Source organism: Pseudodesulfovibrio cashew, assembly GCF_009762795.1.
Classification (GTDB): Bacteria; Desulfobacterota; Desulfovibrionia; order Desulfovibrionales; family Desulfovibrionaceae; genus Pseudodesulfovibrio; species Pseudodesulfovibrio cashew.
In genome coordinates this window covers 424,677-449,958 of sequence record NZ_CP046400.1, presented here as the reverse complement: position 1 = coordinate 449,958, position 25,282 = coordinate 424,677, and the positions used below count along the sequence as shown (strand labels likewise).

The following is a 25,282-nucleotide window of genomic DNA, read 5'->3' as shown; positions in this document are numbered from 1 at the left end:
TCTCCCTATTCGATCATGTTGATGACATCCTTATATAGCAAAATGCGGTCCAAGGGTAAGCTGAAATTCACGTCCAGGCGCAAGCCCTGGAAATTGGAGCCCTTTACGTCGCCGGTGACGCGCATGAAGCCACCGAACTCCCGGCGGTAGATGAAGGGCAGCGTGGAGGCGGGCTTGCCGTCCACGGAGAGGCGCACCAGCAGCTCATCGCCCACGGAGTCGGCCTTGATCCGCACCCACTTGTAGTCGAAATCCTTGATGGCTTCCTTGGCCAGTTCGATCTGTCCGCGCTGGGGCGTGCCCTCGGGGATGGCTGACACCAAATCCTCCATTGCCTCCACCTGGATGGTGCCGCCTTCGCCCGGCGTGGAGTGCAAAAATCCGTTGTGGAACGAAATTTTCCCGCGCTTCCATGTCACGGGCAGTTCGCCCGAGAGGGCGGCCTGCCCCTTGGCCTCGGCCAGGCCGAGCTGGCCCAGGAGTTTGGAGAGCTTGAGCTCGGAGCAGAACAGGGTGATGTCGTACTCCTCATGCCCCGGCACCACACGGAAGGCGCGGCTGGCCACGTGTCCGTCGCACCAGTCGAACTCCATACGTTCCACCAGGACCACGCCGCGCGGCTCCAGTTGGAAGGTGACCACGCCCTTGCCCACGGACACCGGCCCGGCGCTGAGGCTGTCGAAGGCCAGGAGCTGAGCGGGCGCGCTACGGAAATCAATCAGGTCCGGGGATTCGAAATAGAGACGGATGCCGTCTATTCGGGTGCCGCCCTCCTTGCCCATGACCAGGGAACCGCCGGTCAGGAACACTCCCAGGCGGCTGTCGATGTTGCCGTCCCGGATGTGCAGCCCGCCCTCGGCGCTGAGGTTGCCGGACAGGGCCACGTCCTTGAGGGCCGGGGCCAGGCCAGCCGGATCGAATCCCTCAGGCAGAGCGTATGCTGGCACGTCAAAGGCGAACTCCGCCTCTCTGGTCTCCATGGATGCCTTGCCGGACAGGGACGCTCGCAGGCCGGGCAGCAGGCCGGTGGCAAGACTGCCGTCCAGGCTCAGCCCCATGCCCTCCTGGCGCAGCTTGGCCGAGATTTTACCCACCGCGTACTTGCCGTAGCGGATGTTAGCGATGGACAGGGAGCCCGCCGCATGCCGCTTTGGCGCGGGCCATTTAAGTGGCAGGGAAAGTCGGACCGTCCCTGTTCGTGCGTCCACACCTTCCAGCGATGCGCCGCGGGTGGACGCCTTGAGCACCACGTCCGCCGCTTCCGGCGAGGCGGTTCCGGCCAGGGAGAGGTCAAGCCCGGCGAGGCGGATGGTCCGCCCTCCGGTCTGCAGGGCCAGCCTTTCGGTTGACGAGGAAGCCAGGTCGACGTCCCATTGTTCGCCGTTTCGTTTGGCCGTAAACGACACAGGCAGGCGTATGCCCATGGTCTCCACGGAGGCGTCGACGCTGAGCGCGTTTTGTTCGGCGTGGCCGGATTCGATGGTGAAAATTGCGGGTTGGGGGGCGCTTAGCCGTACGGGAGCCAGGGAAAAGTCCACGGTTTGCCCCGAAACCGTGGCCTGCAGGTCCAGGGTGGCTCCTTCCTCCAGAGTAACACCGGTGTCGGGCAGGATAGGGGTTTTCACCGTCGCCCGCAGTTCGGCCTTGAGCGTGTCGAGGTCCGCGAGGTTCACTGTGGCGTCCGCGACGAGTTCCGCCTCGCCGCCCACGGGCAGGGGCAGCAGGTCGGCCAGCGCACCCAGCCGGAACCCTTGCGCCGAGACGTTGGCCGTCAGATCGTCCAGGGTCGGCCCCAGCGTTCCTTTGAAGCGTACTGTCTGGTCGCGGGGGATGACTTTGCCCTGAAACTCAAGGCGATCGCCCGGGGTGACAGTGACGGAGAACGGAAGGGTGAAGCCTTTGCCCTCAATGGCGCACTCCAGGCGCGAGTCCCGGATTTCCAGTCGGCTAAGGGGCAGTTCCGGCAAGGATCTGTATTCATTGCCTCCTTCGGAGGCCGGGATCAGGTCCATGGCGGGTAGTGTAAATTTTTCGCCGTCCCAGGCGCAGCCCAGCACGACTCCGTCCAGGATTACGGCGTTGACGCGCCCCTGCTTGAGTGAGGCCGGGGTGTAGGTGACGTGCACGTTGGCCAGCCTTACGCCGCCGTCCTCTGGGCCGAGTCGGACCGGGCCGATGTCCGCCGAGAAGAGTCCTGCGTCACGAATATGGAATTCCGTGAGGGGCAGCCCCATGTCCGCCGCCATCCGGGGTACCAGCTCTTCCAGATAGCCCGGCGTCCACGCGGTCAGCGCCCATCCCGCCGCCAGCAGCAACGCCAACAGCCACGGCAGGCCGAGCAGAGTCCACTTGAGGACACGTTTGCCAAGAGAAGCGCCCATTTAAGAGCTATACAACCACCCCAAGCTCAAAGGCAAGCCGCCATTTTTTGGAAGAGAAAATATGACTTGGTTGTCCCTCGTTTTCGAGCGAAGCGAGCGGCAAAAAGTTTAGGAGGGAGAAGGGGATGGGGTCCGGGGGAAGGGGAAGAGGAAAGCCCTTTTCAAAAGGGTTCCCTCTTCCCCTTCCCCCGGCCGCCGGAGGCAATTCTACGACTTCTGGTCCAGGGCAGTGAAGCAGGGGATGCAGAGGGTTTCGCCGCCGAGCCTGCGGGTGCGCGATTCCATGACGGACTCGCCGCACTTGGCGCAGACCAGGCTTTCCAGCACGCGCGCAGGGCGGGGCAGCCCCTTGTCCACGGGCGTGACGTCGAACAGGGCGTCGAGGTCCATGGCCAGGATGCGCTTCTGGAGTTCTATGCGTATCCGGGCGAGTTCCTGCCGGTCCTCGTCGGTGGCCTTGCCTGCGGCCTCCTTATTGACTAGGGCGCTGTACTCGGGAAACAGGCTGTCGCGGCCTTTGGTGTTGAGCACGGCGCGGATGCCCTTGCCCGAGTCCCGGTCGTAGAAGGAAAAGGCCATCTTGCCGTAGTCGCGGTGGATGAAGTTGCCTTTGCCAAAGGTGCAGCCGGTCAGAAACTGGATGGCGTCCACGCCGCACATGTCGGTTTCGGACACGGCGACCATGGAGATTTCGCGGGGATCGCCAACGTCGCGCATGGCCAGCTCCGAGGCGCGGATGCCGATGGACAGGCCCGGGCAGACATGGCCGTGAAAGGATATGGTTTCCGAGATGAGTGATTCGGGGATGGTGCAGGGCATGGTTGTTGTCCTTTGGGTTTTCGGTTTCAGGCCGCCGGAACGACCAGAAGGCGTCCGCTGACCCTGTGGATGTCCACGGGTAGGCCGTAGACCTCTTCGACGACGTCGGGCGTCACCTGGCAGGCCGGGCCGGTGGAGTGGATGCGGCCGTCCTTGAGGAACAGGACCTTGTCCGCGTAACGCAGGGCCGTGTTCAGGTCGTGCATGGTCATGACCGCGCCGATGCGGTGCTCGGTGACGATGCGCCTGAGCAGGTTCAGGATATCCACCTGGCTCTTGAGATCAAGCGCGCTGGTGGGTTCGTCCAGGAGCATGAGGCGCGGCTCCTGCACCATGGCCCTGGCGAGGGCTACCTTTTGCAGTTCGCCGCCGCTGAGCTGGTCGATGTGGCGCAGGGAGAGGTGGTCCATGTGCAGCCGCCGCAGGGCCGAGTCCACGATCTCCAGGTCATGGTCACGGACCTTCCAACTGACGTGGGGTTTGCGGCCCATGAGCACGGCGTCGAACACGGTCATCCGCGCGGCGTCGTTGCGCTGCGCCACGTAGCCAATGCTCAGGGCGATTTCGTGGGGTGCCATTTTCAGGACGTTGCGGTCCTCCACCATGATCGTCCCGCCTGACGGGGAGTGGATGGCGTTGATGCACTTGAGCAGGGTGGTCTTGCCCACTCCGTTGGGGCCGAGGATGGCCAGCAGTTCGCCCGGAGCAAGGTCGAAGTCCACGGCGCTGAGCACCCGGTGGCCGGAGTAGTCGAAATCGAGACGCGAGACGGAAAGGATCATCGCTGTTGCCCCCTGATGATGAGATAGATGAACACGGGCGCGCCCATGAAGGCGGTCAGCACCGAGACCGGCAGCACGTGAGGCGCGAGGATCAGCCTGGCCACCGTGTCCGAGACAAGCAGGAGCAGCCCGCCCACGAGGATGGACGCCGGAATCAGGAAGCGGTGGTCCGAGCCGATGACGCGCCTGACCATGTGCGGCACCACCAGCCCCACGAATCCGATGATGCCCAGGAACGCGATGACCACGGCGGTGAGCATGGACGCCAGCAGCATGCCGGTCATGCGCACCCGCTCCACGCGTACGCCAAGCCCTCTGGCGGTCTCGTCGCCCGCGTCGATGGCGTTGTAGTTCCAGCTGTTGGCCACGAAATAGAGGGAGACCGGGATCACGGCGGCGGTGATGATGCCCAGCTCCGACCAGGAGGCGCGGCTGGTGTCGCCGAAGGTCCAGAAGACCATGGCCGCCAACTGCACGTCGTCCGCGAAGTATTGCAGGAACATGGTGCCTGCGGTGGAGAGCGCGCTGAGCGCCACGCCGGTCAGGACCATGGCCTCTGGCGTGGTGCCTCGCAGCCGGGCCACGCCGATGATAACGGCGGCGGCCAGGATGCTGAAGACAAAGGCCGTGAAGGTGGTCAGGTACGGGTTGGTGATGTTCACCGCGTCCGCCCCTGTGGAGGACATGATGCCGCCGCCCAGGATCATGACCGAGAAGGCGGCCCCGAAGGCTGCGGCGTGGGAGATGCCCAGGGTAATGGGCGCGCCCAGCGGGTTGCGCAGGATGGACTGCATGACCACGCCGGACACGGACAGGGCCGCGCCCGCCACGATGGCGGCCAGGGCCTGGGGCAGGCGGATGCTCCAGATGATGGCGTCATGGCGCCGTGAGACTTCGAATCCGGCCAGGCTCCTGGCCACGGTCTCCAGCGGGATGCCCGCCGCGCCCAGGGAGATTGCCGTGAGCAGCAATGCGACCAGCAACAGGGCCGCTGCCGAGATCAGGAAGGTTTTCCGGCCCACATAGCGGCGGTATTCCTCCGGGACTTGTCCGTCTGAGAAGTGCATGTCAGTCCAGGGGCAGCTGTTGGTAGGCGAGGTTGCCGAACATCTGATCCATGGCCTCGAACACGGGGCCGCCCACCAGGAAAGTGAAGATTTCGTCCGCCTTGGCCGCCGGGTCCACGTCCGTGAAGCGGTCCGGGTAGAGCAGCTTTCCGATGAAGTATGCGTTGGCCAGGATGGAACCGTAGTTCCGCGAATACCAGTTGTAGGGGAGCAGGCCATATACCCGGCCTTCGCGCACTGCGCTCAGGGTCTGGTAGGCCGGGTCGGCGCGCAGTTCGTGCAGGCCTCCCGCGCCGTCGCCCAGTTGGAGGGTGGAGAGATCGAGGAACAGGTAGTCCGGGTCCCACTTGACGATCATTTCCTTGGATACGTCCGAATGGCTGAGTTCCTTGCCGGACATGCCCTTGCCGCGCGCCACGTTGGCTGCGTTGATGAAGGCGAACGGCGGGTAGGCGGGCTCGGTGGACTGGTATCCGTGCGGACCCTTGAAGGCCACGCCGCCGACGAAGACCGTGGGGCGTTTGTCCTGGGGAATGTCCGCAGTGCGTTTGGCGAGGTCTCTGATGAGCCCGTCCATATAGGAGATCACGGCCTCGGCCCGTTCCCGTTTGCCTACCACATCGCCCATGATGCGCAGTGAGCGGTAGAATTCCTGCCTCTGGGCGCCCAGGTCCCCGTAGTTGAGAGCCACCACCGGTATGCCGGTCTTGTCCTGCAACTCCACCGGATCGTAGCCCATGCTGTAGGCATAGGTCTTGAGGACCGCCTGGGGCTGGGGTTCCAGGGTCAGGATCAGCTCCGGGTTGTCGTGTCCCCGGAACTGGCCGAAGATCGGCATGGTCTTGAAGTGAGGGTTGGCGATGGCATAGGGCCTGGCGTCGAAGGTGCTTCTTCTGACTTCGATGTCGTCCACGGCCACGGCCTTGGCCTGGGCCTGGAGATAGCAGAGCATGCGCAGGGAGCCGGGGCCGGAGCAGATGACGCGTTCCACGGTCTGCGGCAGGAGGGCCTGCTTTCCTGCGGAATCGGTCACTGTCCGGTCACCCGCCGATGCGGTGGCGGCGAGGACGAAAACGATCAAGGCGGCATGAAGAATCTTTTTCATTAGTTCACCGTATAATTATATTAGTTTAAAGATCGAGCCTGAAATTTGTTACAAAATATTATTTAGTAACACCGTGCAACCCTAGGAAATTCCACGCGTCCAGTCAAGGCTCTCCGGAATAAGGATCTACAAAGCAAACGTCCCGGCGGCCACGCAGGGCTGCCGGGACGTCGCATTTGATAACTTCCTCCTCCGTGCCGATCTTCGTGGCCGGAACGGGGCCGGGCTTTCCATTACTGCATCAAACCTGACATGTGGCTTTGCAGGCCTGGGAAGAACAGGAGTTGGGCCGGGCGTGACCTATAAAGCAACGAGATGGGCTGGAACGCCTGGGCTTTGGTTACCGGGCTGTGGCGAGGCGCGGTTGGAGCAGCGCGGCCAGTGAGAGGGCCATGGACACACCCACACCGAGATAGCTGTATATCTTGTCCCCGGTGTATGCGGCGCCGATGCCGAGACAGCCGCCGGCAACGATGGCCAGCAGCATGGTGCGCACGTTGAGCTCCCTTTTGCCGTTGGCCAGGATGGCTACGAACATGGGAGCCACCACGCCGCAGACGTAGATGTCGTTGGCGGCCAGCAGCAGGGAGAGGATGGAACCGCCTGACTGGGCGATGACGACGGCGCCGAGGCCGATGGCGAGCATGCCCAGGCGGCAGCGGCCGACCTTGCGTCCGTTCAGCAGGTCGTGCTCCAGCACCGTGCCCGCCGTGAAAAGGCAGGAATCCGCCGACGAGACGATGGTGGAGAGCAGGGCGAAGAGCAGCGCCACCCTGGCCCAGGCAGGCATGATGTCCGGGATGACCCGGGTAAGGATGGCGTCCGCATCCGTACCCGCCGGGGCCAGGCCGCGTGCGTACAGGCCTATGCAGACGATGACAACGGCTGACAGGGCGATGCCCGCCGCGGAGAGGTATGCCCCCCGCCGGGCCTGCTTGTCGTCTCGGGCCGAGAAGAGCCGCCCGAAGAGCATGGGGCAGACCACGTAGCTGCCGCCCACGATGAGCATGAAATAGGTCCACTTGGACAGGGGGAAGCCTTCGTTGGCGAACTCCAGGTTGACGTCGGCCAGGGACAGGGGTGAGGCCGCGCCCGCATAGTAGAGGGCAAGGAGCAGGCCGAGGCCCACGAAACCGTACTGGACCACGTCGCTCTTGAGGATGGAGTTCTGGCCGCCCAGCACGGTGTAGGTGGTGATGAGCGCGGCGCAGGCGATGAGCGCCGTGGTGTAGCCCATGCCCGACAGGGATACCGCCACTTTGGCCGCAGCGATGTACTGGGCCGCCAGGATGGAGGCCCAGGCCGGAATGATGATCAACGCCATGAGCTTGCGGGCCGGGGGAGCGATGAACCGTTCGGCCATGTCAGGCAGGGTATAGACGTTTGCCCTCCGTACCTTGGCTGCCAGGAAGGCGCTGAGGAGCAGCAGTCCGGCTGCGCCCGAGCCGAGCCACCAGAATGCCGGGGTTCCTACCTTGAAGGCGAGGCCCGTCATGCCGATGGTTGCCGAGGCCCCCACGCAGGAGGCCACGATGGATAGACTGACAACGCCCGCGCCTGATCGGCGGCCTGCCAATACGAATTCGCGGAAATCCTTGCGCTTGATGTATTCGTAGACCCCCATTCCGATGAACAGGGCGCAGTAGAGGGCGAGCAATTCCATGGTGTGTCCTTGTTAAACGTGTCGTCCGGTCGCGATGGCGTCGAATATGGCCTTCCCCAATCTGGCCACTTCATCGCGGCTGATGATGTATGGGGGCATGGCGTACAAGAGTTTTCCGAAGGGGCGCAGCCATACGCCTCGGCTGATGAAGAATTTTTGGATTTCCTGCACGTTGACTTGGTGCTTCAGTTCGACCACGCCGATGGCGCCCAGGACCCGGACATCGGTGACGTCCGCCAGCGAACGGCATCCCTCCAGGCTGTGCTCAAGCCAGCCTTCGATTTCCCGGACCTGCGTCTGCCACGCGTTCTGCCGGAGGATGTCGAGGCTCGCCTTGGCCACGGCACATGCCAGCGGGTTCCCCATGAAGGTGGGGCCATGCATGAGCACGCCTCCATCGGCGGAAATGGTGTCGGCCACGTCCCGTGTGGCCAGGGTTGCCGCCAGGGTCATATAGCCGCCGGAAAGGGCCTTGCCCACGCACATGATGTCCGGGACGACGTCCGCCCATTGGCAGGCGAAGAGTTTGCCTGTCCGACCGAAGCCGGTGGCGATCTCATCCAGGATCAGGAGCACGCCGTGTTCGTCGGCCAGTTCCCTGAGGCCGCGCAGGTAGTCCGGGTGGTAGAAGCGCATGCCGCCCGCCCCCTGCACGATGGGTTCGACTATGATGGCGGCTATTTCCCGTGCGTGCCTCTCGAACACGTCCCGCGCCTGGGCCAGGGAGGAAGGATCATACTCCGCGCCGAAACGGCAGTCGGGGCGCGGCGCAAAGACCTGCCTGGGCAGCAGGCCGGAAAACAGGTGATGCATGCCGCCGTCCGGATCGCAGACGGACATGCAGCCGCAGGTGTCCCCATGGTAACCGCCGCGCACGGTGAAAAGTTTGGTGCGCTCCGTTCGTCCCGAGGCCTGCATGTATTGCAGCGCCATCTTGATGGCGACTTCGACGCTCACCGAGCCCGAGTCGGCCAGGAAGCAGTGGTCGAGGCCCTCGGGGGCCATGCCGATCAGGGCGCGGCCCAGTTCCACCGCCGGTTCGTGGGTCAGGCCGCCGAACATGACATGGGACATGCGCCCGATCTGTTCCCGGGCGGCCCGGTTCAGGGCCGGGTGGTTGTAACCGTGGACCGCGCACCACCAGGAGGCCATGCCGTCCACCAATTCGCTGCCGTCTTTCAGGACGAGGCGGGTGCCTCGGGCTGCGACGACCTTGGTGGCGGGCAGTGGCCGGGTGGCCGAAGTATAAGGGTGCCACAGGTGGGTGCGGTCGAAATCCAGATCATCGGACGGCGGTTCAGGCTCGAGCAAAAGGGAGGCGAGCGCTCCGTCCATGGGGTTGGGGCAGGCTGGGTCGGCGTTCGTACGGGCGGCGGAATGGGGGATGTCGGCCAGGATGGGGACTTCTCCGTATTCGGCGATGGCCGCGACGTTGTCCCGGCGCAGGAATGCGTCTTCCCGGTTCGCCGGGGTGGTGTTGTTGACGACCACTCCGGCTACGCTAAGGCCCCTGTCGCGCACTGCCTCTACGGTCATAAGAGCGTGGTTGATCATGCCGAGCTTGTTGTCGGCCACGATGATGACCGGCAGGTCAAGGCGTTGCATGAGGTCCAGGGTGGTCGCGCCGTTGCCCAGCGGCACGGCCGCTCCCCCCGCGCCTTCTACCAGCACCGGGGTATGTCCTTCCGCCATGCCGCGAATTTCGTCGGCCAGGCGGTCCGGATCGATCGAAACGCCGCTCAACTCCGCTGCCAGGTGCGGAGAGCAGGCCGGGAGGAACTTCCGGCAGCAGGCGTCGGGATAGCCGTCCGGGAAATGGTCGCCGGCGTAATTGGCATAGATCTCCACGTCCTCGGCTTGCAGGCCATCGGCAGTCTCCCGGCATCCCGTTTGTATCGCCTTGACGGCAAGGGCCGGATGCCCGGCGTCCAGCAGTGCCCGGAGGAGAAGCGCAGTGACCCTGGTCTTGCCGACACCGGTGTCGGTGCCGGTGACAAAGAAGCCTTTCGTCACCGCATCAATCCCGGCACATAGGTGACCAGGCCGGGGAAAGCCATGAGCAGGGCCACGCAGATGCAATAGGCGGCCATGAAGTAGGTCACGCCCTTGAACACCTGGGTCATGGTCACATCCTTGGACATGGAGGCGACGATGAACATGTTCACGCCCACGGGCGGGGTGATGGCGCCCATGGTGGTGACCACGGTGATGAGCACGCCGAACCAGAGCGGGTCGTAGCCCATGGCCGTGACCACGGGGAAGAAGATGGGGATGGTCACCAGCAGCAGGGCCAGGGCGTCCATGACCATGCCGCCGACCACGTAGATCAGGCAGATGACCGTGATGATGAGCATGGGCGGCACGGGCAGGGCGGCCACGTAGTTGGCGGCCTCGAAAGGCAGCCGGGTGATGGCCAGGAAGCGCCCGAACAGGACCGCGCCGAGCACGATGACCATGATCATGCAGGAAATCTTGAGCGTGTCGTTCACGGCCAGCCAGAACTTCTTCACCGTCATGCCGCCGGAAACCACGGAGATGAGCAGGGCCAGGGCCGCGCCCGCCGCGCCCGCTTCCGTGGGAGTGAAGAAGCCCAGGAACAGGCCGCCCATGACCAGGAAGAAAAGGATGACCATCTCGATGGAGCCGGGCAGGGAGGCCAGCTTTTCGCGGAAGGTGGTCTTGGGACCTGCCGGGCCCCAGTCCGGGTGGCGGCGGCAGAGGTACCAGACCGTGCCGAGGAAGAGCGCGGTCAGCAGGATGCCGGGGATCATGCCGCCCACGAAAAGCTGGGCGATGGACTGGGAGGTCTGGAGTCCGATGATGATCAGGACCACGGAGGGCGGGATGACCACGCCCAGGGTCGCTCCGGCAGCCACGGAGCCGGTGGACAGGATCGGATTGTAGCGGAATTTCTTCATCTCGGGCAGGGCCACGGTGGACATGGTCGCGGCCGTGGCCGAGTTGGACCCGCAGATGGCCGCGAACCCGGCGCAGGCCAGGATGGTGGTCATGGCGATGCCGCCCCTGATTTCGCCCATCCAGGCGTAGGCCGACTTGTAGAGCCGCTCGTTGACCCCCGAGTAGAAGCAGATCTGGCCCATGAGGATGAAGAGGGGGATGACGGTCAGGCCGTATTTGGAAAAGACGTTCCAGAGCTCGGTGCCGAGCATGCCCGTGGCCGCGTTCCAGTTGAGGACGTAGGCAAAGCCGCCGAAGCCGATCAGCGCCATGGCGAAGGCCACGGGGATTCGCAGGAAAAAGATGGCTGCCAGGAGCAGGAGAGTGCCGAGTATGCCGGCGGTAATCGGGTCCATTACTGCACCTTCTCAGCAGTCAGGGTTTTGAGTGTGTCCACGAGCAGGACAAAGGCCAGGGCCATGCAGCCTGCCGACGCTGCGAACACGAAAGGATAGTAGGTGATCTGGAGGGTCTCCGAGACCTCGCCAGTCTGGACCAGGAAGGACGCCCATTTCCAGGTTTCCATGCCGCAGAGGATGAAGAAGCCGCTGGAGACAGCCGAGGTCAGGGCGTCGGCCAGTCTGCGGACCCGGGCCGGGAACCGGGCCAGGAGGATACCCACGGCGATGTGCGCCTTTTCCCGCTGGGCGAATCCCAGGGAGAAGGCCGCCACCACCGCGCCCATGAAGCCCATGAGCTCGAAGGTGCCCTGCACCGGCACCCAGACCGCGCGAAGAACCATGTTGGCGCAGGCCAGGAGCATCATGCCCACGAGAAAGAGGCCTGCCAGGAAGGCCAGACCACGGGAAATATGCCGGCTGATTGCATCAAGTGTATCAATCATGACGAAAAAAACGCCCCCCTGCCCGTCCGGCAGGGGGGCGTTGGGTTTGATCTACTTGCCGAGTTCGGTTTCGTATTTCTGTTTCAGGGAGAGCATGTCGGCCAGGACGGCGTCGGCATCGGCTCCGGCCTTGGCCGCGCCTTCCTTCCAGGCGTCAACCAGACCGGAGCTCTTGGCCTTGATCTCCGCGTACTCGGCGGGAGTCAGGGTGAACTCTTCGATCTGGTACTTTTCCTTGCCCCAGGCCAGGGCCTGGCTTGTGTAGTCGTCCAGGTACTTGCCGGTCCAGCGGGCCTGCTCGGGGGCGAGCTCGTTCAGGACCTTCTTGGCGTTGTAGGACAGGGACTCCCAGCGCGCCTTGTTCATGATCACCGCGAACGGGTACACGGGCAGGTTGGTGACCGTCTCATAGCGGCAGGTCTCGGCGAAATTCATGTCCTTGAGCACGTCGTAGGACGACACGAGGCCTTTGACCACACCCTTCTGGAGGGCTTCCGGGGTCTGGGACATGGGCATGCCCACGCCCTGGGCGCCAAGGTTGCCGAGGATCTGGAGGATGGTGCCCGAGGCCCGCAGCTCAAGCCCCTTGAGGTCGGCCAGGGTCTTGACGGGCGTCTTGCTCATGACGTGGGACGGAGCCGAAGTGAAAAGCGTGAGCACCTTGACGTCCTTGAACTCGGCGGGTTGGTACTTGGTGAACAGGTCCCACATGACCAGGCTGGCCACCTCGGTGGAGGTGAAGGCCACGGGCAGGTTCACGGCGGACATGACCGGGAACACGCCGGGGTAGTATGCCAGGCTCAGGCAGCCGATATCCGCCTGGCCGGTCTGGACGCCGCGCAGCATGTTCTTGGGGCCGAGCAGGGTGGAGCCGGGGAACGTCTGGATGGAGACCTCGCCGCCGGTGCGTTTCTCCACTTCCTTGGCCCAGCGTTCCATCTGGACGCAGGGGAAGGTGGGCGCGGGCGGGAAGTTGGCGTAGGTCAGGGTCGTTCCGGCCAGGGCGGAGACGGCCATGAGCGCCAGCAGCGCCATGGTCGCCGTCAGGGTGATCAGTTTTTTCATCGGTCCTCTCTCATCGTTTGGGTAAAGAAAAAGGCGGACGGTTCTTACGCCGTCCGCCGGGTTTGCTAATCGGTGTTCAGGTCGTAGGCCAGAACCACGGTCTTGCGTTTGGAGAAGCCCAGCCCGCCCGGGAACGTGTTGAGCAGTACGCAGAGCTGCTTCTTGCCGTCGTTGTTCAGATCGGCCAGGGCCATGTCGCAGACCTGCCCCTTGATGCGCCTGGTCTTCCAGGCCATGTTCAGGCCGACGCCGTCCCAGGCCAGGGAGTGGATCTCGCCCTGGGAGTAGTACTTGAACCGCTCGAAGAACTGGGCCGCGATGGAGAGGTCCTTGTTGGCCAGCAGTTCATGCTTGCCCTTGGTGGTCAATGAGGCGGTCAGCATGCGGAAGGGAACGTTGTAGGTGGAGACGACCTCGTCCACCGTGCCGGGGCCCATGCCTTCAGGCTTGTCGCTGTATTCGATGCCGGTACCCGAACTGTTGAAGGTGTCATTGTCGGACGAGTAGAGCCGCTCCATGGTCTGGCTGTAGACGATGAGTTTGTGGAAATCGTCGAGGATCACGTAGCGGTATCCGAAGCCGTCGGGCAGATAGACCATGTTGTAGACGTTGCCCCACGGCGGGATGGACACGGGCTGGCCTTTGACGATCTCGCCGTCCTTGAGGAGTGCCTCGTACATGTGGTTGTCGAAGAGGTGACGGCGGCCCTTTTTCTGGGCGACCATCACGGGCATGTAGGTGGGCGGAATACGCAGAACGCCGAGGAACAGTTTGATGCCCTTGGCGAGGTATTTGAATTTGTCGCCTTCAAAGCTCAGGATATAGGATCTGGGGTAGCCCTCGGGCGCCTTGATCTGGCTCCGGTACTGGCTCACATAGGTTCCCACGATGAGTTCCTTGATACCGTCCCTGTTCACGTCGGCAATCTCCAGGCGGAGGTACTGGGTGTTGGGGGCCAGTGTCATGGAGTCCAGGTGCTCGAGCTTGCCGCCATTGAAACGGTAGGCGGAGATGCCGTCGTTGTGCAGGATGAAAACTTCGTTTCGGCCATCACCGTCGCCGTCTTCAACGACCATGCTGGTGGAAAAGAAACGGAAAGTCTGGCTTCTCCATCTTCCCTCGGCCTGGGTGCCGCCTTCATAGCGGAACTGCGGGTTCAGGGTGTCGGAACGATAGGAGTCGTCGTTGGCGGCGAGGATAGCGGGATTGGTGGGGGCCTGTACCCTGTCCTTGATGTCTTCCTGATCACCCTTGGTCTCGGCGGAGCCGTAGCCGGGACGCTGGAACACGTCACCCATGATCATGCCGCTCTGTTCGTCCAGCCAGGGGGTGATCTCGTCAATGGGCATCTGGCCTGTCCTCTCCCAGGAGGAGCCGTCAACACCCACTGCGGTGATCTTGAGGTTGGCTTCCCTGTCCAGGATGGCGATGGAACCGGTTACCAGGTAGTCGATGCCGATGCTGCGCAGCGTCTTGATGGAATCCGCAGTTCCCGAAGGCGTTGCCACGCCATCGATGACGCTGTCGCCGGCGGGCTCGGCGTGCCCCGGCCATTCCAGGTCGTTGTTCAGGCTGGCCTGGAATGCCTTGGGAAAGTAGCTGTATTTTTTGGGTCCGTTATAGGTGAACGGAAATACCGCATATTTCTTCGTCCCCTGGGCCAGGGCCGGCACGGCCAGCAGCAGGACCGCCAGCAACGTGGTCAAGGACAGGACGAAACGTCGATTCAACATATACTCCTCCGTTGGGGGATGGTTTCGTTTTGATTGCCGCATGCGGCTCGGCGCACGGCATGGTCTTGTAACAGTTTCCTAACCGGGATGCAAAGCAAGTTCCGCTGTTGCCTCCGGTCGTCCTAGACGGTATTGGACCTCATCATGACCAGTGAACTTCGCACTTTCCGGCTCGTATGCGGCGAGGCCGATGCTCCCGTCGTCGAGGCCCTACTTTCTGCTCAGGGATTCGGCTTCGAACCCGAACCGTTCTATCCGATGGCCCGAAAACTGACCCGCGAGCCTTTTCCCCTCGGGGAGAGCCTGGCCGCGCGCTTCGGCCGTATCTACATTCAGGACCGCTCATCAATGCTGCCGCCGCTGTTGCTCGATCCGCCTTCGGGGGCAAGCGTGCTGGACATGTGTTCCGCGCCGGGCAGCAAGACCAGCCTGCTCTCACGCCTGGTTGGGCGCGATGGGTTCGTGTTCGCCTCCGAAGCGTCCGCCGACCGGTTGGGCACCCTGCGGGCCAACCTCCGCCGCACCGGCGCCGTCAACGTGGCCACGACCAAGGCCATGGCCCAGGACCTGCCGTTCTCGGCCTGTTCCTGGGATTACATCCAGCTCGACCCGCCCTGCAGCGGGTGGGGAACCGTGGACAAGAATCCCAAGGTCATGGAGTTGTGGTCCGAATCCAAGACCGCTCCGCTGGTAGCTTTGCAAAAGACGCTCCTGGAAAAGGCGGCGTCTATGCTCGTCCCCGGAGGCACGGTCCTGTTTTCCACCTGCACGACCAATGTGGAGGAGAACGAGGCGCAGGTGGCCTGGGCGCTGGAGACGTTGGATCTCGAATTGGTGCCGCTTGCTCCGCCGCCGGGATTCGTTTTCGGAGAGCCGTTGCTGCCCGGCATGGATGGCGTCCTCAGGGTGGCCGAGGAGTCCATGGGACAGGGGTTCTTCCTGGCCCGCTTCCGGAAAAAGGGAGGGGAGTGCGCAACGGACGGTGCCCGCGTGCAAAAACGGGAACTGCCGGGGCGTCCGCTGAGGCTGGACCGCACTGAAGGCGGGCGCACGTTGGCTCTGGGCAACCTTCCGCCCGGCGAGACCTATGACTTCGGCGGCAAGGTCTTTTTTCTGCACGACCAGGCGCTGGCTCGCATCCCGGACTCGTTGCGCTGGCAGGGGGCTCTGTTGGGCAAGATCGCTGGGCGCGGCGACCGAGCCACTTTTCGGCCCGACGGCATGGCCCGCGTCCTGCTGCCGAGGACGGTAAAAGGCGGTATGGTGGACATACTGAATGTGGATGAGGTCGAGCCCCTTGCGCGTTTGGTATCAGGGCAGAGTGTTTCCTTCCAGTCCGGCAAGGGTGGGGTGGGGCTATCTTATCGCGGTCTCCCTCTGGTTTGGCTTTCCCGCAAGGGGAAGCGGGTTATGTTGTCCAGTAAATAGCCAATGATTTTAATTGGTTGAGAGTGGTTAAAAATATTTTTAAAAATCGTTGACAAACGAGAGCAGTGTGGGCAGTATGCCCTTCGCTGAAGCGGACGAGGGTCCTGGCGGCGCGGGTCGATCCCAGATAAAAATGAGGTTGACAACAGACTGCTCGCCAAGCTAAAGACACTCTTCCTGCGGGCGCGTAGCTCAGCTGGGAGAGCATCGGCCTTACAAGCCGAGGGTCACAGGTTCGAGCCCTGTCGCGCCCACCAGATTTGAAATATTGGGGATTTGCTTAACGCCCCATTATTATAAAAGCGGAGCCGTAGTTAAGCTGGTTATAACGCCGGCCTGTCACGCCGGAGGCCGAGGGTTCGAGTCCCTTCGGCTCCGCCAGTAAAGAACAAGGATCTTAAGCGATTAGCTTAAGGTCCTTTTTCTTTTGCCAATCGTTTTCCAGCTCCGTGGACCCACTGGTGGGCCCGATGTTCAAGCCGCCTTCCAGAATTTTCAGGTGGACATGCTGGCAAAGCCAATCCTTCTATTGATGCCTGTAGTATTCTTCTGTCTAGCGTGCTTCCATTGGGCAAGTTTGGACAACAGCCTGGCGCTACCAGTGGGCAGTTTTACCGCTCGCTGGAAGGTGTGTCAGCTTCGTTGGTAGAGATACAGTGTGGCAGGCTCTCCGGCATCCTCAAGGTGGTCTTCCCCGAAGGAGCCAACCGGCTTCCATCTGCCTTCCGTTTCCATGGCGTAAATTTTATTCAGGTATTGTTGATTGTTCCTCGGCTTTGATGACAAGGAAAAGAAAATGAGACCTCCAGGCTTGGCTACCCGGATCATTTTCTCAAACACCGAAGGATCGGTCTCTCCGTTGATGAGGGTTCCTACACAAACGATGGCATCATAGGGTTTTCCTATGATGGCCGACAGCCCCTCCTCGGTTTCTATCGCCTCGACCTGAGTAAATTCCTTTTCGGACATAGCCTGTTTGATTTTGTAGGCACACTCGCCGTAACCCAGAATAGTTACATCATTTTCGGCAAAATGACGCCGAAGCGTTTTGGCGGCAGCCCTTTGGACTGACCGTTCCCACGTAGCTCGGCTACGCGCGTTTTCGGCCCAGCTATCATACCGCTGCGCAAGTTTATTGGAATCTGTGGTGCTTGGTACGGTGGTGTCGCTGAGTTTTTTGGCGTTCATGGTCTGGCTCCGGCTTAAATTATTTGAAACGTGCAGACCTTGCAGCCGACACCTTCCTTTTGCAGATAGTCTTCGTCCCGGATTTCGATCTGTTTCCAGGTTCTCTTTGTTTCCAGTTCGCGCATTTTTTCAGGGTAGTCGTGGTCGTCAAATGCGCCGTCGCGGATTGTGATGGTGATGAAGCCGCCGGGCTTGGTGATCCTGGCGAGCTCGCCCAAGGCTGAGGCGTCCACGTGCCCGTATGTGAACGTGCCGGCGGAGACCACGGCGTCGTACGAGTCGTCGGCGATGTCCAGGGGGCGCGAGAGGTCGGCGTTGAGGTGGGTGTGATAGAGGCCCTTGCGTTCGGCCCGGGCGAGCATGTCGGGCGAGTAGTCCAGGGCGTCCATGTTGGAGTATCCCTGTGCGGAAAGCGCCTCGCCAACCAGTCCGGTGCCGCAGCCCGCGTCGAGTATGAGGGCTGTCGGGTCGTCCAGGTGCCCGTGCAGGACATCCGCCGCGATCTTCGGCGCCACGTAGCCGAAGCCGCCTACGGTGTCCTCTTCATAGTCGCCAGCCCAGTCCTTGTAGGCATCCATCAGTTCGGCGTGGGTCCTGGCGGTATATACCTTGTCCAGGATCTTGTTCTTGGAAATCATGGGGCCTCCTGCGATTGGTTTAAGGTACGGGGTCAATATATTTTTCTTCTGGAGAAGCTTGATCCGATCACCGAGAAGGTGTTCTCCACGATGAAGAGCGCATTCTCGTCCCGGGTGAAGGTGATCTCCTCCAGCTTCTTGAGCTGCACGTTGTTGACCACGGTCATGAGGACGTTCTGTTCTCTGCGCGAATACGCCCCGAATCCTTTGAGGAAGGTGGCGCTCTGCCTGAGCTGGGTCAGGATGTCCTCGCTGATGGCGTCGGCGAGTTTGGAAATGATCAGGACCACCTTTCGCTGGCTGAAGAGGGACAGGGTCTGCTCGACAACGACTGCCGTGATGAAGACCATGATCAGCGAGGCGATGATGACGTCCAGCGGAAGCCGGAACAGGCTGCCGCAGTATAGGAGCGTGTTGAAGAGGAGATAGACGCGTCCGATGCCGATGTTGAACCGCTGGAAGAGGTGCACCGCGACCACGTCCAGGCCACCGTTGGAACCTAGAGAGCGGAGCACGAGGCCGGCCCCGAACCCGGTGATGACGCCGCTGGCCACTGCGGCGTACAGTTGGTTCTTCACCGGAATGGGGATGGTCACGAACTCATAGAACAGGGTCGTGGCCACTGTGGCATACGCACTGTAGATGAAAAACCTGCGGCTCACCTTGAACCAGGCAAACAGGAAGAGCGGGATGTTCAGCAGGAAGTTGATCCAACCTGGAGAAAGCACGCCCGTGACGTAATACGCCAGGGAGGCGAGGCCGAAGACGCCTCCCGCCACCAGCTCATGGGGCACCGCAAGGCTCTTGACGCCCACGGAGACGATCAGTGAACCGACCGTTATCAGGGCCAGGTTCCACCAGACGGCATAGGCGACGTCAAGACGGAAGGTCGGTCCCTTGCCGAGAAACGATCTGCTTGTGCCAGACATTCATGCTCTCCAGTTTGCCAGCGATTTGCGTGTTGTTGTGCAGAGTCCCGCCGAAGGCGTATCCGGCGCGGGCAAAGACGATATTCATACCGTAGCTTTCGGCGCGGGCGATGGTGTAGGCCACGTTGATGCCGATATCCCGCATGGCCTCTTCCATGGTCGCGAGCAGCCTGCCTGCCGCGCCCCGGCCCCGGTAGTCCGGTCGGGTGGCGAAGTCCGTCATCTCCGCGCAGCGCCAGTCCATGTCCATTTCCATGGAGGCCGCCGCCATCAACCTGTCCTTGGCGAAGATGCCGAAAAAGGCCGTGTCGGCCAGCATGCATTTTCGGAGGAAGGCCGGATCGTGGACCGGGAAGGGGTAGCTCCTGAAGACTTCGCTGTAGAGGGTCGCCAACGCTTCGGCGTCCCCGAGACGCAGCCGGACGATCTCGTCCGGACCATCCTGCTCAAAGCTCGCGTCCGATTTCTTGTCCGCCTGGTCCAGGACCGCCGAGATGCGTTCGATGTTTCTGGGCACGGCCCGGCTCTGATCCAGATATTTGCTCATGAAATAGGCGGAGCAATCCCCCCGGCACATATTGGGTACACGCGCCTCGTCCACGAACCCCAGTTCGGAGAAGTGAGGCGCGGCCGTGGCCGGCACCTTGGCAAAGAGCTTGGTGTAGCCGTTCTGTCTGCCGAGTTCGTATATTTCGCGCGCGATGCCGGGTAAATCGGCGGGGTCGAGCTTCATCAGGTAGATGCGATCATTGGCCGGCCCATGCTGGATGACCGAGTTGCCCAAATGGATGATTTCATCAGGCTGCATCGTCCCTCCTGTCCAGGCGCTCGTTGTTCTCGGGCGTGAGGCTGGTGGTGTCATCCCAGTCCGAGAGGAGCTTTTCGATGCCGATGGCCTTTTCCTCGGCGTCCTCCTCCTTGAGCTGGAGGTTGCAGTTTGCACACTCCCTGTCGCAGTAGTTCGGCTCGTACGATTCCGGCTCGTTATAGGTGGTGATCACGCCCTCGTAATTTCGGAGCACGACCTTGTTCGGCCCCCAGGAGACGATGTAGTTGGGCATGACCGGAATCTTTCCGCCGCCGCCAGGCGCATCCACCACATAGGTGGGGACGGCGAAGCCGCTGGTGTGCCCGCGCAGGCTCTCGATGATCTCGATGCCCTTGCCGATGGGCGTGCGGAAGTGTGTCAGTCCTTCCGAGAGGTCGCACTGGTAGAGGTAGTACGGGCGCACGCGGTTCTTGACGAGCTTTTGGTTCAGGGTCTTGATCAGTCGCTGGCAGTCGTTGACGCCCGACAGAAGCACGCTCTGGTTGCCAAGCGGGATGCCTGCATCTGCCAGCCGCCGCAGGGCCTTTCTCGATGACGCGGTGAGCTCGCGCGGGTGGTTGAAATGGGTGTTGATCCACAGGGGATGGTGCTTCTTGAGCATCTCGACCAAATCCTCGGTGATCCGGTACGGCAAAACCACGGGCATGCGCGTCCCGATGCGGATGACGTCCACGTGTTCGATCTCCCCGACTTTGGTCAGAATCCAGTCCAGCTTTTCGTCTGAGAGCATGAGCGGATCGCCGCCCGAGAGCAGTACGTCGCGGATCTGCGGTGTATTGCGGATGTACTCCAGTCCCTGTTCAAGGTCTGCCCTGGACGGGACGGAGTCTACGTCGCCGACCTTGCGCTTTCGGGTACAGTGGCGGCAGTACATGGAGCAGACGTTGCTGACGTGGAACAGGACTCGGTCCGGGTAGCGGTGAGTGATGCCAGGCACCGGGCTGTCCTCGTCCTCGTGCAACGGGTCCGTCATGTCGTAGCGCCCGATGCTCAACTCGTCGGCTGACGGGAAGGACTGGTGAAAAATAGGGTCGTTCTCGTAGTCGTCCGGATCAATGAGCGAAAGATAGTAGGGCGTCACGGCCATGGGGAACTTTCGGAGCGTTCGTTCGAAGATGCGTTTCCTTTTTTCCGGGAAGGTGACGCCGAGAACGCGTTCGAAATCGTCTACCGACTTGATGGCGTGGCGGATATGCCACTTCCAGTCAGTCCAGTCGGATTTCGATGCGGTCTTGCGCAACGTTTCCGCAACCTCCTGTTGGTGCTCTGTGAATATTTTCAATTTATCTCCTTGGTTACAATGTTCGTCCAAGGGTGGACTGGGGGTGGCATAGATGATTGGAGTACAACTCGTGATGGCCTTCCGTTTGTCTTCGCCAGGGGTCTTGGCGGCTTCAGGCGAATTGGCTCATCGGGAAGCGGGATGCCGGATGAGCGGTACCCATTTTTCTCACCACTTCTTTTGGGAGCCAAAAGGCATGAGAACAGATTGCGTGACCGCGAACGCGGCCAGCAGCAGGTGAATCCGTTTCATGGTGGCTCCTATGGAGTTTTGAGATAGCAGTTTCGCGGCATGACGATGAACCGCGCATTGTTGAAAGAGGAGTCCGGGAGGACGTCCCTTGTCTGCAGTGTGGTGAAGAGCGTGAGACACAGTGCGGCGAGAAGCGGAAAAGCAATAATCAAGATATCGGTCATGTCGAATTTCAATTCTTTGATATTGTGCATTGTCGCTTGGGGCATGGCGGCGCATGCTGTTTCCGGGGGAAATTGAAACAGCATTACATATCCCCGACAAGGGGGCATGTCAGGGATATCTCGGGTATTCGGGTATACCCGATCAGGCGAGAGAAGGCTTTTGCCGCAGGTAGGTGAAAAGAGAGGCTTTTCGGCCGCGCAGGCCGAGTTTTTTGCGGATGTTTTTGCGGTGCGTCTGCACGGTCTCGAAGGACATGTTGAGCAACTGCGCGATTTCCTTGCCGCTCCTGCCCAACTGAATGAGCTGGCAGACCTCCATTTCCCGGGGGGAGAGCCGGAGCAGGTCGGAGTCGAACTCGCCCGGTGATTCACCGGCCAGGTCCACAAGCTGGTCTTCAATGACGGTCTTATAGCCTTCGCGCACTTCCGGGGTGTCCGAGGTGGTGATGCGCTCCAGGGCGGGCAGCATCTGTTTTCTGACCTGGCTGGTCAGCTGCTCGCGCATCTCCTTTCGGTCTTCCACCGACGACTTGATGACCTGGCGCAGGGCGATTTCCTTCTCGCGCACCTCGGCCTGCTTTTCCTGCAGGTCCTCCTTGAGCTCCTCGTGGCTAGTCAAGTCGTGGAGGATGAGCTGGAACAGGGCGTAGTCTGCGAAGTCGATCTTGCGCAGGGTGGCTTCGGCTGGAAAACCTTCCCCGTCGCCGTCAATGGCGACGACGTTTTCCGTCCACAACTCCTTTGCTCGGAGAGTATGCATTGCATTCCTGATGGCAGGGTGAAACCGTTTGCCCAGCAGCCTTGTGCAGTCTTCTCCGGCAAGGCTCTGCTCAGGCCTGGCAAGTTTCTCCTGGGCCGCGCTGTTGGCGGCAATGATTCCCCCGGCTTCATCGATGAGAAAAGTGGCATCCAGGACCGTATCGAAGAAGGCGTTGAACAGGGTGATGGAGTCCGACCAGGCCGAGATGTTGTCCTCCAGCCGCTCCTCGTAGTTTTCGTAGAGGGCTTCCATGGGGCGGTTGTCCGTGGCGATGACGATATATCCGCCATATTCAGCCGTGGCGGCGGATAGGGGGATGATGCGAAGCAGGAAGCTTCTCGCCTCCCCGCAGGAAATCTCGTGGATCTGAAGGGGCGGGAAGCGGTCCAGCGTCTCCTTCAGGGAGGAAGTACTCAGGGTCAGCACGTTCCAGAAGGGTTCCCTTTTTCCTGCCATGTCGGGAAGATAGGCGAGCCTGGTCCCATAGGTTTCCGATACGAGCCCTTTCTCGTCGGCGAACAGGATGAAGTCGTCCCAGGCCTCGATTACATCGCTCGTCTCCATCAAGGGGGCCGTGTTTTTTTTCCGTCCCTTCATGGGGATCGAATATCACGGCATCAAAACAATGAAAACCATGTCAATAACTGCTATGAATGTGTGGATTCGAGGCGTGCGGTTGCCTTAATGTGGTGGGCCCAGTGGTGAGCCCTTTAACCTTCTCAAAGCGACTTGAGACTAGGTGAAGCGACAAAAATTCCAATAAAATAGGGTTGGGTAAAGCCAAGTGCTTGCCTGTTACGCCGGAGGCCGAGGGTTCGAGCCCCTTCGGCTCCGCCAGTAAAGGATAAGCCCTTACATTGCTTGTAAGGTTTTTTAGTATTGATTTTAAGCTTGTGCTGTCAGGATCTTAATGTGCAGGGGACTGTTGGTATGTTGAAAACAAGAGTCGCGGGAAAAGCGGTCGATGATCACGGGGAAGCACGCGTAGTTCCATGGTGGAGTTTCAGCAAGACCGTCATGGCTGCTGCTGCGCTTGTTCTGGTTGATCAGGGCAGGCTCCGCCTGGATGAGCCTGTAAAGGGACAACCGTTTACGCTACGTCACCTGTTGCAGCATACGGCAGGCGTGCCGGATTACTGGGTGCTGAAGGCGTATCATGAGGCTGTTGCTCAGGGTCGGGAGCCATGGAGTTTCGATACGTTGCTCGAAAAGGCCAGGGCAAATGTTCTGCTCTTTGAGCCTGGGGCCGGTTGGCAGTACTCCAACATCGGGTATGCCTACGTGCGCCGCGAGATTGAACGGGTGACTAACGGGTGTTTGGCCTCGGCGCTGGAGGAGTTGCTCTTCGCTCCGCTGGGCATTCAGGATGCAGGTTTAGCGCTCGGGCTGGATGATATGAGACGGACAGGCCTCGGCGAACTGGAAAACTATCATCCCGGTTGGGTGTATCACGGCGTCGTCGTCGGTACTCTTCGGGCTGCGGCATCCTTCCTCGCAGAGCTTTCTTCCGGCAAGCTCCTCAAGCAGGAAACCTTTTTTGCGATGCGGTCTCCTCTGGCTCTGAAGGTGTCGGTTGAAGGGCGTCCCTGGATGGAACCCGGATATGGGTTGGGGATGATGGTGGATACGGCTCCCTCGCGACACTGCTGGGGGCATACAGGTTTAGGGCCCGGCAGCTCCATTGGCGTGTACCATTTCCATGAGCCGGTATCGGTAACGGTTGCGGTCTTCGGACAAACGGAAGATCAAGGCGAAGTCGAGTCTGAAGTCGTTCGCTATGCCATGGTAGGGAGCTGACTTATTCATGTTGTCACGCCTGAGTCCGGGGGGCGAGTTCCTTCGGCTCCGCCAGTAAAGAACAAGCCCTTGCATTCAATTGTAAGGGCTTGTTCTTTAGTCTCGTTGGAGTGTCCCCTAACGAAGCCTTATTGGCTCCTCAGGGATGGGCCTACATTCACGTAGCCTGCAGGGCAGGGCTTCGCAGGCCTTTTGCGGTTCATGGTCCGCATTTCCGCTGGACCGTCATTGCAGTTCGATGGGCAGCACGACCGTGAAGGTTGAGCCTACGTCGACCTGGCTTTCAACGGACACGGTGCCGTCCAGCCTGGTTACCAGCTCCTTGACCACCGAGAGGCCGAGTCCCAGCCCTTCCCGTTTTTCCCATTCCGACAAGGGGGCCTGTTCGTACGGCTCAAACACGAGCTCCAGTTTGTTTTCGGGGATCCCGACTCCAGTGTCTCGGACCTTCAGAATGAGTTCAGGGCGGGTCGCGTCCCGGAATCCGCAATGCAGCGAGATTGAGCCTTTCTTCGTGTATTTGATGGCATTGCCCACCAGGTTGAGGCAGATTAGGCGGACCCATCCTTCAATGCCCACAGCCCTGTCCGGCACATTCGCGTCCACATTCAGCTCCAGTGATAGATTCTTGTCACGGCATGGCTGAATCGTAATCCTGAGCACTGACTCGAGTGTCTCGCGCACGGAGAACGTGGCCGTGTCAGCAAGGGAGTCGTCATGGCTCAGGCTGGTGAACAAGAGCACATCGCTGACCAGCAATTGCAGGTTCTTCAGGTTGTTTCTTGCATGGCTCATCATTTCTTCGGCTTCTGCCTCGGATTCGGCCTGCTTGGTCAGGTCCAGGGCTGTGGCTACGCTGGCAAGGGGCCCCTTGAGTTCGTGGCAGGCGATGGACATGAACTTTTCCCGGGTTTCGGAAAGAGTATGGATTTTGTCGTATGCCGCTTGGAGTTTCTTGCTCGTGTTTATCAATTCCCGGTTCCTGTCCACAAGGTCCTGGCTTCGACGGTAGGAGTAAATGATCAGGCAGAACAACAGCAGGGGGATCAGGATAAACAGTTCGTCGACCTCGTATGTTTCATGAGTCGCTACGAAGTCGTGGAGGTACTCGAAAGCATCCAGAGACAGCAGAACAGCGGAGCCACCGATCAGGATGGCGGCATACAAAGCGAGTTCGGTCAGTTTCTTGTTTACAGACATGATATCAAGCTGCCGTTTCTTGTAATAAATGATTTTCTCATTTGTTTTGAAAGACTGCCTTCGGATGCCGTGATTTTCATTAATGGTTTGGTCGTTATTTCGCGCCTCTCGTTTTGGGGCGAACCTTCACTTCCTGTCGGTCGCATGGACCGGGGAGGAGCGCCTCGGCCATTGGAGTCAAGACTATCATAGGCCCGGGAGATGCCTTCGGATATTATAAGAGTGATGGTCAGCCCGCCAGAGGAGCCTGCATGCGTGGTTGACGGGCAGCTCCTCTGCGTGAGCCCGGGGCTGCCGACGGGCTGCCGACGGGCTGCCGACGGGCTGCCGGGTTGTCCGGCTTGACAGTATAAGCGTACCGCAGGGCGAACTTGGATTTCCGCTTTTCGCATTTATTG

Annotated in this window: 21 protein-coding genes and 2 tRNA genes; 4 read left to right on the top strand and 19 right to left on the bottom strand. The window is 61.0% G+C overall.

All coding sequences use genetic code 11. The features are described 5' to 3' along the window. Positions 1-5: 5 nt before the first annotated feature. The 11 genes from GM415_RS02000 to GM415_RS01950 form a co-directional block, all read right to left on the bottom strand. On the bottom strand, positions 6-2,381 hold the full coding sequence (locus tag GM415_RS02000; RefSeq protein WP_158946168.1) for an intermembrane phospholipid transport protein YdbH family protein: 2,376 nt from the start codon (positions 2,379-2,381) through the stop codon (positions 6-8). A 207-nt stretch (positions 2,382-2,588) separates the two neighbouring features. After that, positions 2,589-3,200: an FmdE family protein gene (locus GM415_RS01995; RefSeq protein WP_158946167.1), complete on the bottom strand. Its 612-nt coding sequence runs from the start codon at positions 3,198-3,200 to the stop codon at positions 2,589-2,591. 26 nt (positions 3,201-3,226) lie between these two features. Then, a complete protein-coding gene (locus tag GM415_RS01990; protein ID WP_158946166.1) occupies positions 3,227-3,982 on the bottom strand; it encodes an ABC transporter ATP-binding protein in 756 nt (251 codons plus the stop codon). Continuing rightward, on the bottom strand, positions 3,979-5,049 hold the full coding sequence (locus tag GM415_RS01985; RefSeq protein ID WP_158946165.1) for a FecCD family ABC transporter permease: 1,071 nt from the start codon (positions 5,047-5,049) through the stop codon (positions 3,979-3,981). The genes GM415_RS01990 and GM415_RS01985 overlap by 4 nt, the downstream gene beginning before the upstream one ends. A 1-nt stretch (position 5,050) precedes the next feature. Continuing rightward, a complete protein-coding gene (locus GM415_RS01980; protein WP_158946164.1) occupies positions 5,051-6,154 on the bottom strand; it encodes an iron ABC transporter substrate-binding protein in 1,104 nt (367 codons plus the stop codon). Positions 6,155-6,494: 340 nt separating this feature from the next. Beyond that, complete coding sequence (locus tag GM415_RS01975) at positions 6,495-7,817, bottom strand: sodium:solute symporter family protein (protein ID WP_158946163.1); 1,323 nt, start codon at positions 7,815-7,817, stop codon at positions 6,495-6,497. Positions 7,818-7,829: 12 nt separating this feature from the next. After that, the gene (gene bioA / locus GM415_RS01970; RefSeq protein WP_242012316.1) at positions 7,830-9,830 is read right to left on the bottom strand and encodes an adenosylmethionine--8-amino-7-oxononanoate transaminase; all 2,001 of its coding nucleotides are present in this window, start codon (positions 9,828-9,830) and stop codon (positions 7,830-7,832) included. Continuing rightward, a complete protein-coding gene (locus GM415_RS01965; RefSeq protein WP_158946162.1) occupies positions 9,827-11,131 on the bottom strand; it encodes a TRAP transporter large permease in 1,305 nt (434 codons plus the stop codon). The genes bioA and GM415_RS01965 overlap by 4 nt, the downstream gene beginning before the upstream one ends. Continuing rightward, positions 11,131-11,619, bottom strand: a complete 489-nt coding sequence (locus GM415_RS01960; RefSeq protein ID WP_158946161.1) for a TRAP transporter small permease — start codon at positions 11,617-11,619, stop codon at positions 11,131-11,133. The genes GM415_RS01965 and GM415_RS01960 overlap by 1 nt, the downstream gene beginning before the upstream one ends. 51 nt (positions 11,620-11,670) lie before the next feature. Continuing rightward, complete coding sequence (locus GM415_RS01955) at positions 11,671-12,684, bottom strand: TRAP transporter substrate-binding protein (RefSeq protein WP_158946160.1); 1,014 nt, start codon at positions 12,682-12,684, stop codon at positions 11,671-11,673. Between the two features lie 65 nt (positions 12,685-12,749). Beyond that, positions 12,750-14,417, bottom strand: coding sequence for an FG-GAP repeat domain-containing protein (locus GM415_RS01950; protein WP_158946159.1), 1,668 nt, complete (start codon positions 14,415-14,417; stop codon positions 12,750-12,752). A 144-nt stretch (positions 14,418-14,561) separates the two neighbouring features. On the opposite strand from GM415_RS01950, the gene GM415_RS01945 reads away from it, so the two are divergent. The 3 genes from GM415_RS01945 to GM415_RS01935 all read left to right on the top strand — a co-directional run bounded on the left by GM415_RS01945 (position 14,562) and on the right by GM415_RS01935 (position 16,226). Continuing rightward, the gene (locus GM415_RS01945; protein ID WP_158946158.1) at positions 14,562-15,845 is read left to right on the top strand and encodes an RsmB/NOP family class I SAM-dependent RNA methyltransferase; all 1,284 of its coding nucleotides are present in this window, start codon (positions 14,562-14,564) and stop codon (positions 15,843-15,845) included. Between the two features lie 181 nt (positions 15,846-16,026). Further along, positions 16,027-16,102: transfer RNA gene (locus GM415_RS01940), tRNA-Val, on the top strand. A gap of 47 nt (positions 16,103-16,149) precedes the next feature. Then, positions 16,150-16,226, top strand: a tRNA-Asp gene (locus GM415_RS01935). Positions 16,227-16,478: 252 nt separating this feature from the next. On the opposite strand, the gene GM415_RS01930 is transcribed toward GM415_RS01935, so the two are convergent. From GM415_RS01930 to GM415_RS01900, 7 genes are all read right to left on the bottom strand, one after another. Next, positions 16,479-17,033: a class I SAM-dependent methyltransferase gene (locus GM415_RS01930; RefSeq protein ID WP_158946157.1), complete on the bottom strand. Its 555-nt coding sequence runs from the start codon at positions 17,031-17,033 to the stop codon at positions 16,479-16,481. Positions 17,034-17,047: 14 nt separating this feature from the next. Continuing rightward, positions 17,048-17,671 (bottom strand): class I SAM-dependent DNA methyltransferase, encoded by a 624-nt coding sequence (locus tag GM415_RS01925; protein ID WP_158946156.1) that lies wholly within the window; start codon positions 17,669-17,671, stop codon positions 17,048-17,050. A gap of 32 nt (positions 17,672-17,703) precedes the next feature. Next, positions 17,704-18,600 (bottom strand): YitT family protein, encoded by an 897-nt coding sequence (locus GM415_RS01920; RefSeq protein ID WP_158946155.1) that lies wholly within the window; start codon positions 18,598-18,600, stop codon positions 17,704-17,706. Further along, positions 18,548-19,408, bottom strand: a complete 861-nt coding sequence (ablB, locus tag GM415_RS01915) for a putative beta-lysine N-acetyltransferase (protein ID WP_158946154.1) — start codon at positions 19,406-19,408, stop codon at positions 18,548-18,550. Before ablB ends, GM415_RS01920 begins: the two co-directional genes overlap by 53 nt. Further along, complete coding sequence (gene kamA, locus GM415_RS01910; protein ID WP_158946153.1) at positions 19,398-20,711, bottom strand: lysine 2,3-aminomutase; 1,314 nt, start codon at positions 20,709-20,711, stop codon at positions 19,398-19,400. Before kamA ends, ablB begins: the two co-directional genes overlap by 11 nt. Positions 20,712-20,971: 260 nt before the next feature. Next, positions 20,972-21,211, bottom strand: a complete 240-nt coding sequence (locus tag GM415_RS01905; protein ID WP_158946152.1) for a hypothetical protein — start codon at positions 21,209-21,211, stop codon at positions 20,972-20,974. A gap of 58 nt (positions 21,212-21,269) precedes the next feature. Continuing rightward, on the bottom strand, positions 21,270-22,451 hold the full coding sequence (locus GM415_RS01900; RefSeq protein WP_242012315.1) for a LuxR C-terminal-related transcriptional regulator: 1,182 nt from the start codon (positions 22,449-22,451) through the stop codon (positions 21,270-21,272). A 366-nt stretch (positions 22,452-22,817) separates the two neighbouring features. Between GM415_RS01900 and GM415_RS01895 the strand changes: the two genes are divergently transcribed. Continuing rightward, positions 22,818-23,684: a serine hydrolase domain-containing protein gene (locus tag GM415_RS01895; protein WP_158946150.1), complete on the top strand. Its 867-nt coding sequence runs from the start codon at positions 22,818-22,820 to the stop codon at positions 23,682-23,684. A gap of 225 nt (positions 23,685-23,909) precedes the next feature. Here GM415_RS01895 and GM415_RS01890 read toward each other — a convergent pair whose 3' ends face one another. Further along, positions 23,910-24,884 carry a sensor histidine kinase gene (locus tag GM415_RS01890; RefSeq protein ID WP_158946149.1) on the bottom strand — a complete coding sequence of 325 codons (975 nt, stop codon included), beginning with the start codon at positions 24,882-24,884 and terminating at the stop codon, positions 23,910-23,912. Positions 24,885-25,282: the final 398 nt, after the last annotated feature.

Bases quoted from the DNA above. Each gene is read 5' to 3' on its own strand.
- GM415_RS02000 (WP_158946168.1), bottom strand. From the start codon at position 2,381: ATGGGCGCTTCTCTTGGCAAACGTGTCCTCAAGTGGACTCTGCTCGGC.
- GM415_RS01995 (WP_158946167.1), bottom strand. From the start codon at position 3,200: ATGCCCTGCACCATCCCCGAATCACTCATCTCGGAAACCATATCCTTT.
- GM415_RS01990 (WP_158946166.1), bottom strand. From the start codon at position 3,982: ATGATCCTTTCCGTCTCGCGTCTCGATTTCGACTACTCCGGCCACCGG.
- GM415_RS01985 (WP_158946165.1), bottom strand. From the start codon at position 5,049: ATGCACTTCTCAGACGGACAAGTCCCGGAGGAATACCGCCGCTATGTG.
- GM415_RS01980 (WP_158946164.1), bottom strand. From the start codon at position 6,154: ATGAAAAAGATTCTTCATGCCGCCTTGATCGTTTTCGTCCTCGCCGCC.
- GM415_RS01975 (WP_158946163.1), bottom strand. From the start codon at position 7,817: ATGGAATTGCTCGCCCTCTACTGCGCCCTGTTCATCGGAATGGGGGTC.
- GM415_RS01965 (WP_158946162.1), bottom strand. From the start codon at position 11,131: ATGGACCCGATTACCGCCGGCATACTCGGCACTCTCCTGCTCCTGGCA.
- GM415_RS01960 (WP_158946161.1), bottom strand. From the start codon at position 11,619: ATGATTGATACACTTGATGCAATCAGCCGGCATATTTCCCGTGGTCTG.
- GM415_RS01955 (WP_158946160.1), bottom strand. From the start codon at position 12,684: ATGAAAAAACTGATCACCCTGACGGCGACCATGGCGCTGCTGGCGCTC.
- GM415_RS01950 (WP_158946159.1), bottom strand. From the start codon at position 14,417: ATGTTGAATCGACGTTTCGTCCTGTCCTTGACCACGTTGCTGGCGGTC.
- GM415_RS01945 (WP_158946158.1), top strand. From the start codon at position 14,562: ATGACCAGTGAACTTCGCACTTTCCGGCTCGTATGCGGCGAGGCCGAT.
- GM415_RS01930 (WP_158946157.1), bottom strand. From the start codon at position 17,033: ATGAACGCCAAAAAACTCAGCGACACCACCGTACCAAGCACCACAGAT.
- GM415_RS01925 (WP_158946156.1), bottom strand. From the start codon at position 17,671: ATGATTTCCAAGAACAAGATCCTGGACAAGGTATATACCGCCAGGACC.
- GM415_RS01920 (WP_158946155.1), bottom strand. From the start codon at position 18,600: ATGTCTGGCACAAGCAGATCGTTTCTCGGCAAGGGACCGACCTTCCGT.
- ablB (WP_158946154.1), bottom strand. From the start codon at position 19,408: ATGCAGCCTGATGAAATCATCCATTTGGGCAACTCGGTCATCCAGCAT.
- GM415_RS01905 (WP_158946152.1), bottom strand. From the start codon at position 21,211: ATGCTGTTTCAATTTCCCCCGGAAACAGCATGCGCCGCCATGCCCCAA.
- GM415_RS01900 (WP_242012315.1), bottom strand. From the start codon at position 22,451: ATGGAGACGAGCGATGTAATCGAGGCCTGGGACGACTTCATCCTGTTC.
- GM415_RS01895 (WP_158946150.1), top strand. From the start codon at position 22,818: ATGTTGAAAACAAGAGTCGCGGGAAAAGCGGTCGATGATCACGGGGAA.
- GM415_RS01890 (WP_158946149.1), bottom strand. From the start codon at position 24,884: ATGTCTGTAAACAAGAAACTGACCGAACTCGCTTTGTATGCCGCCATC.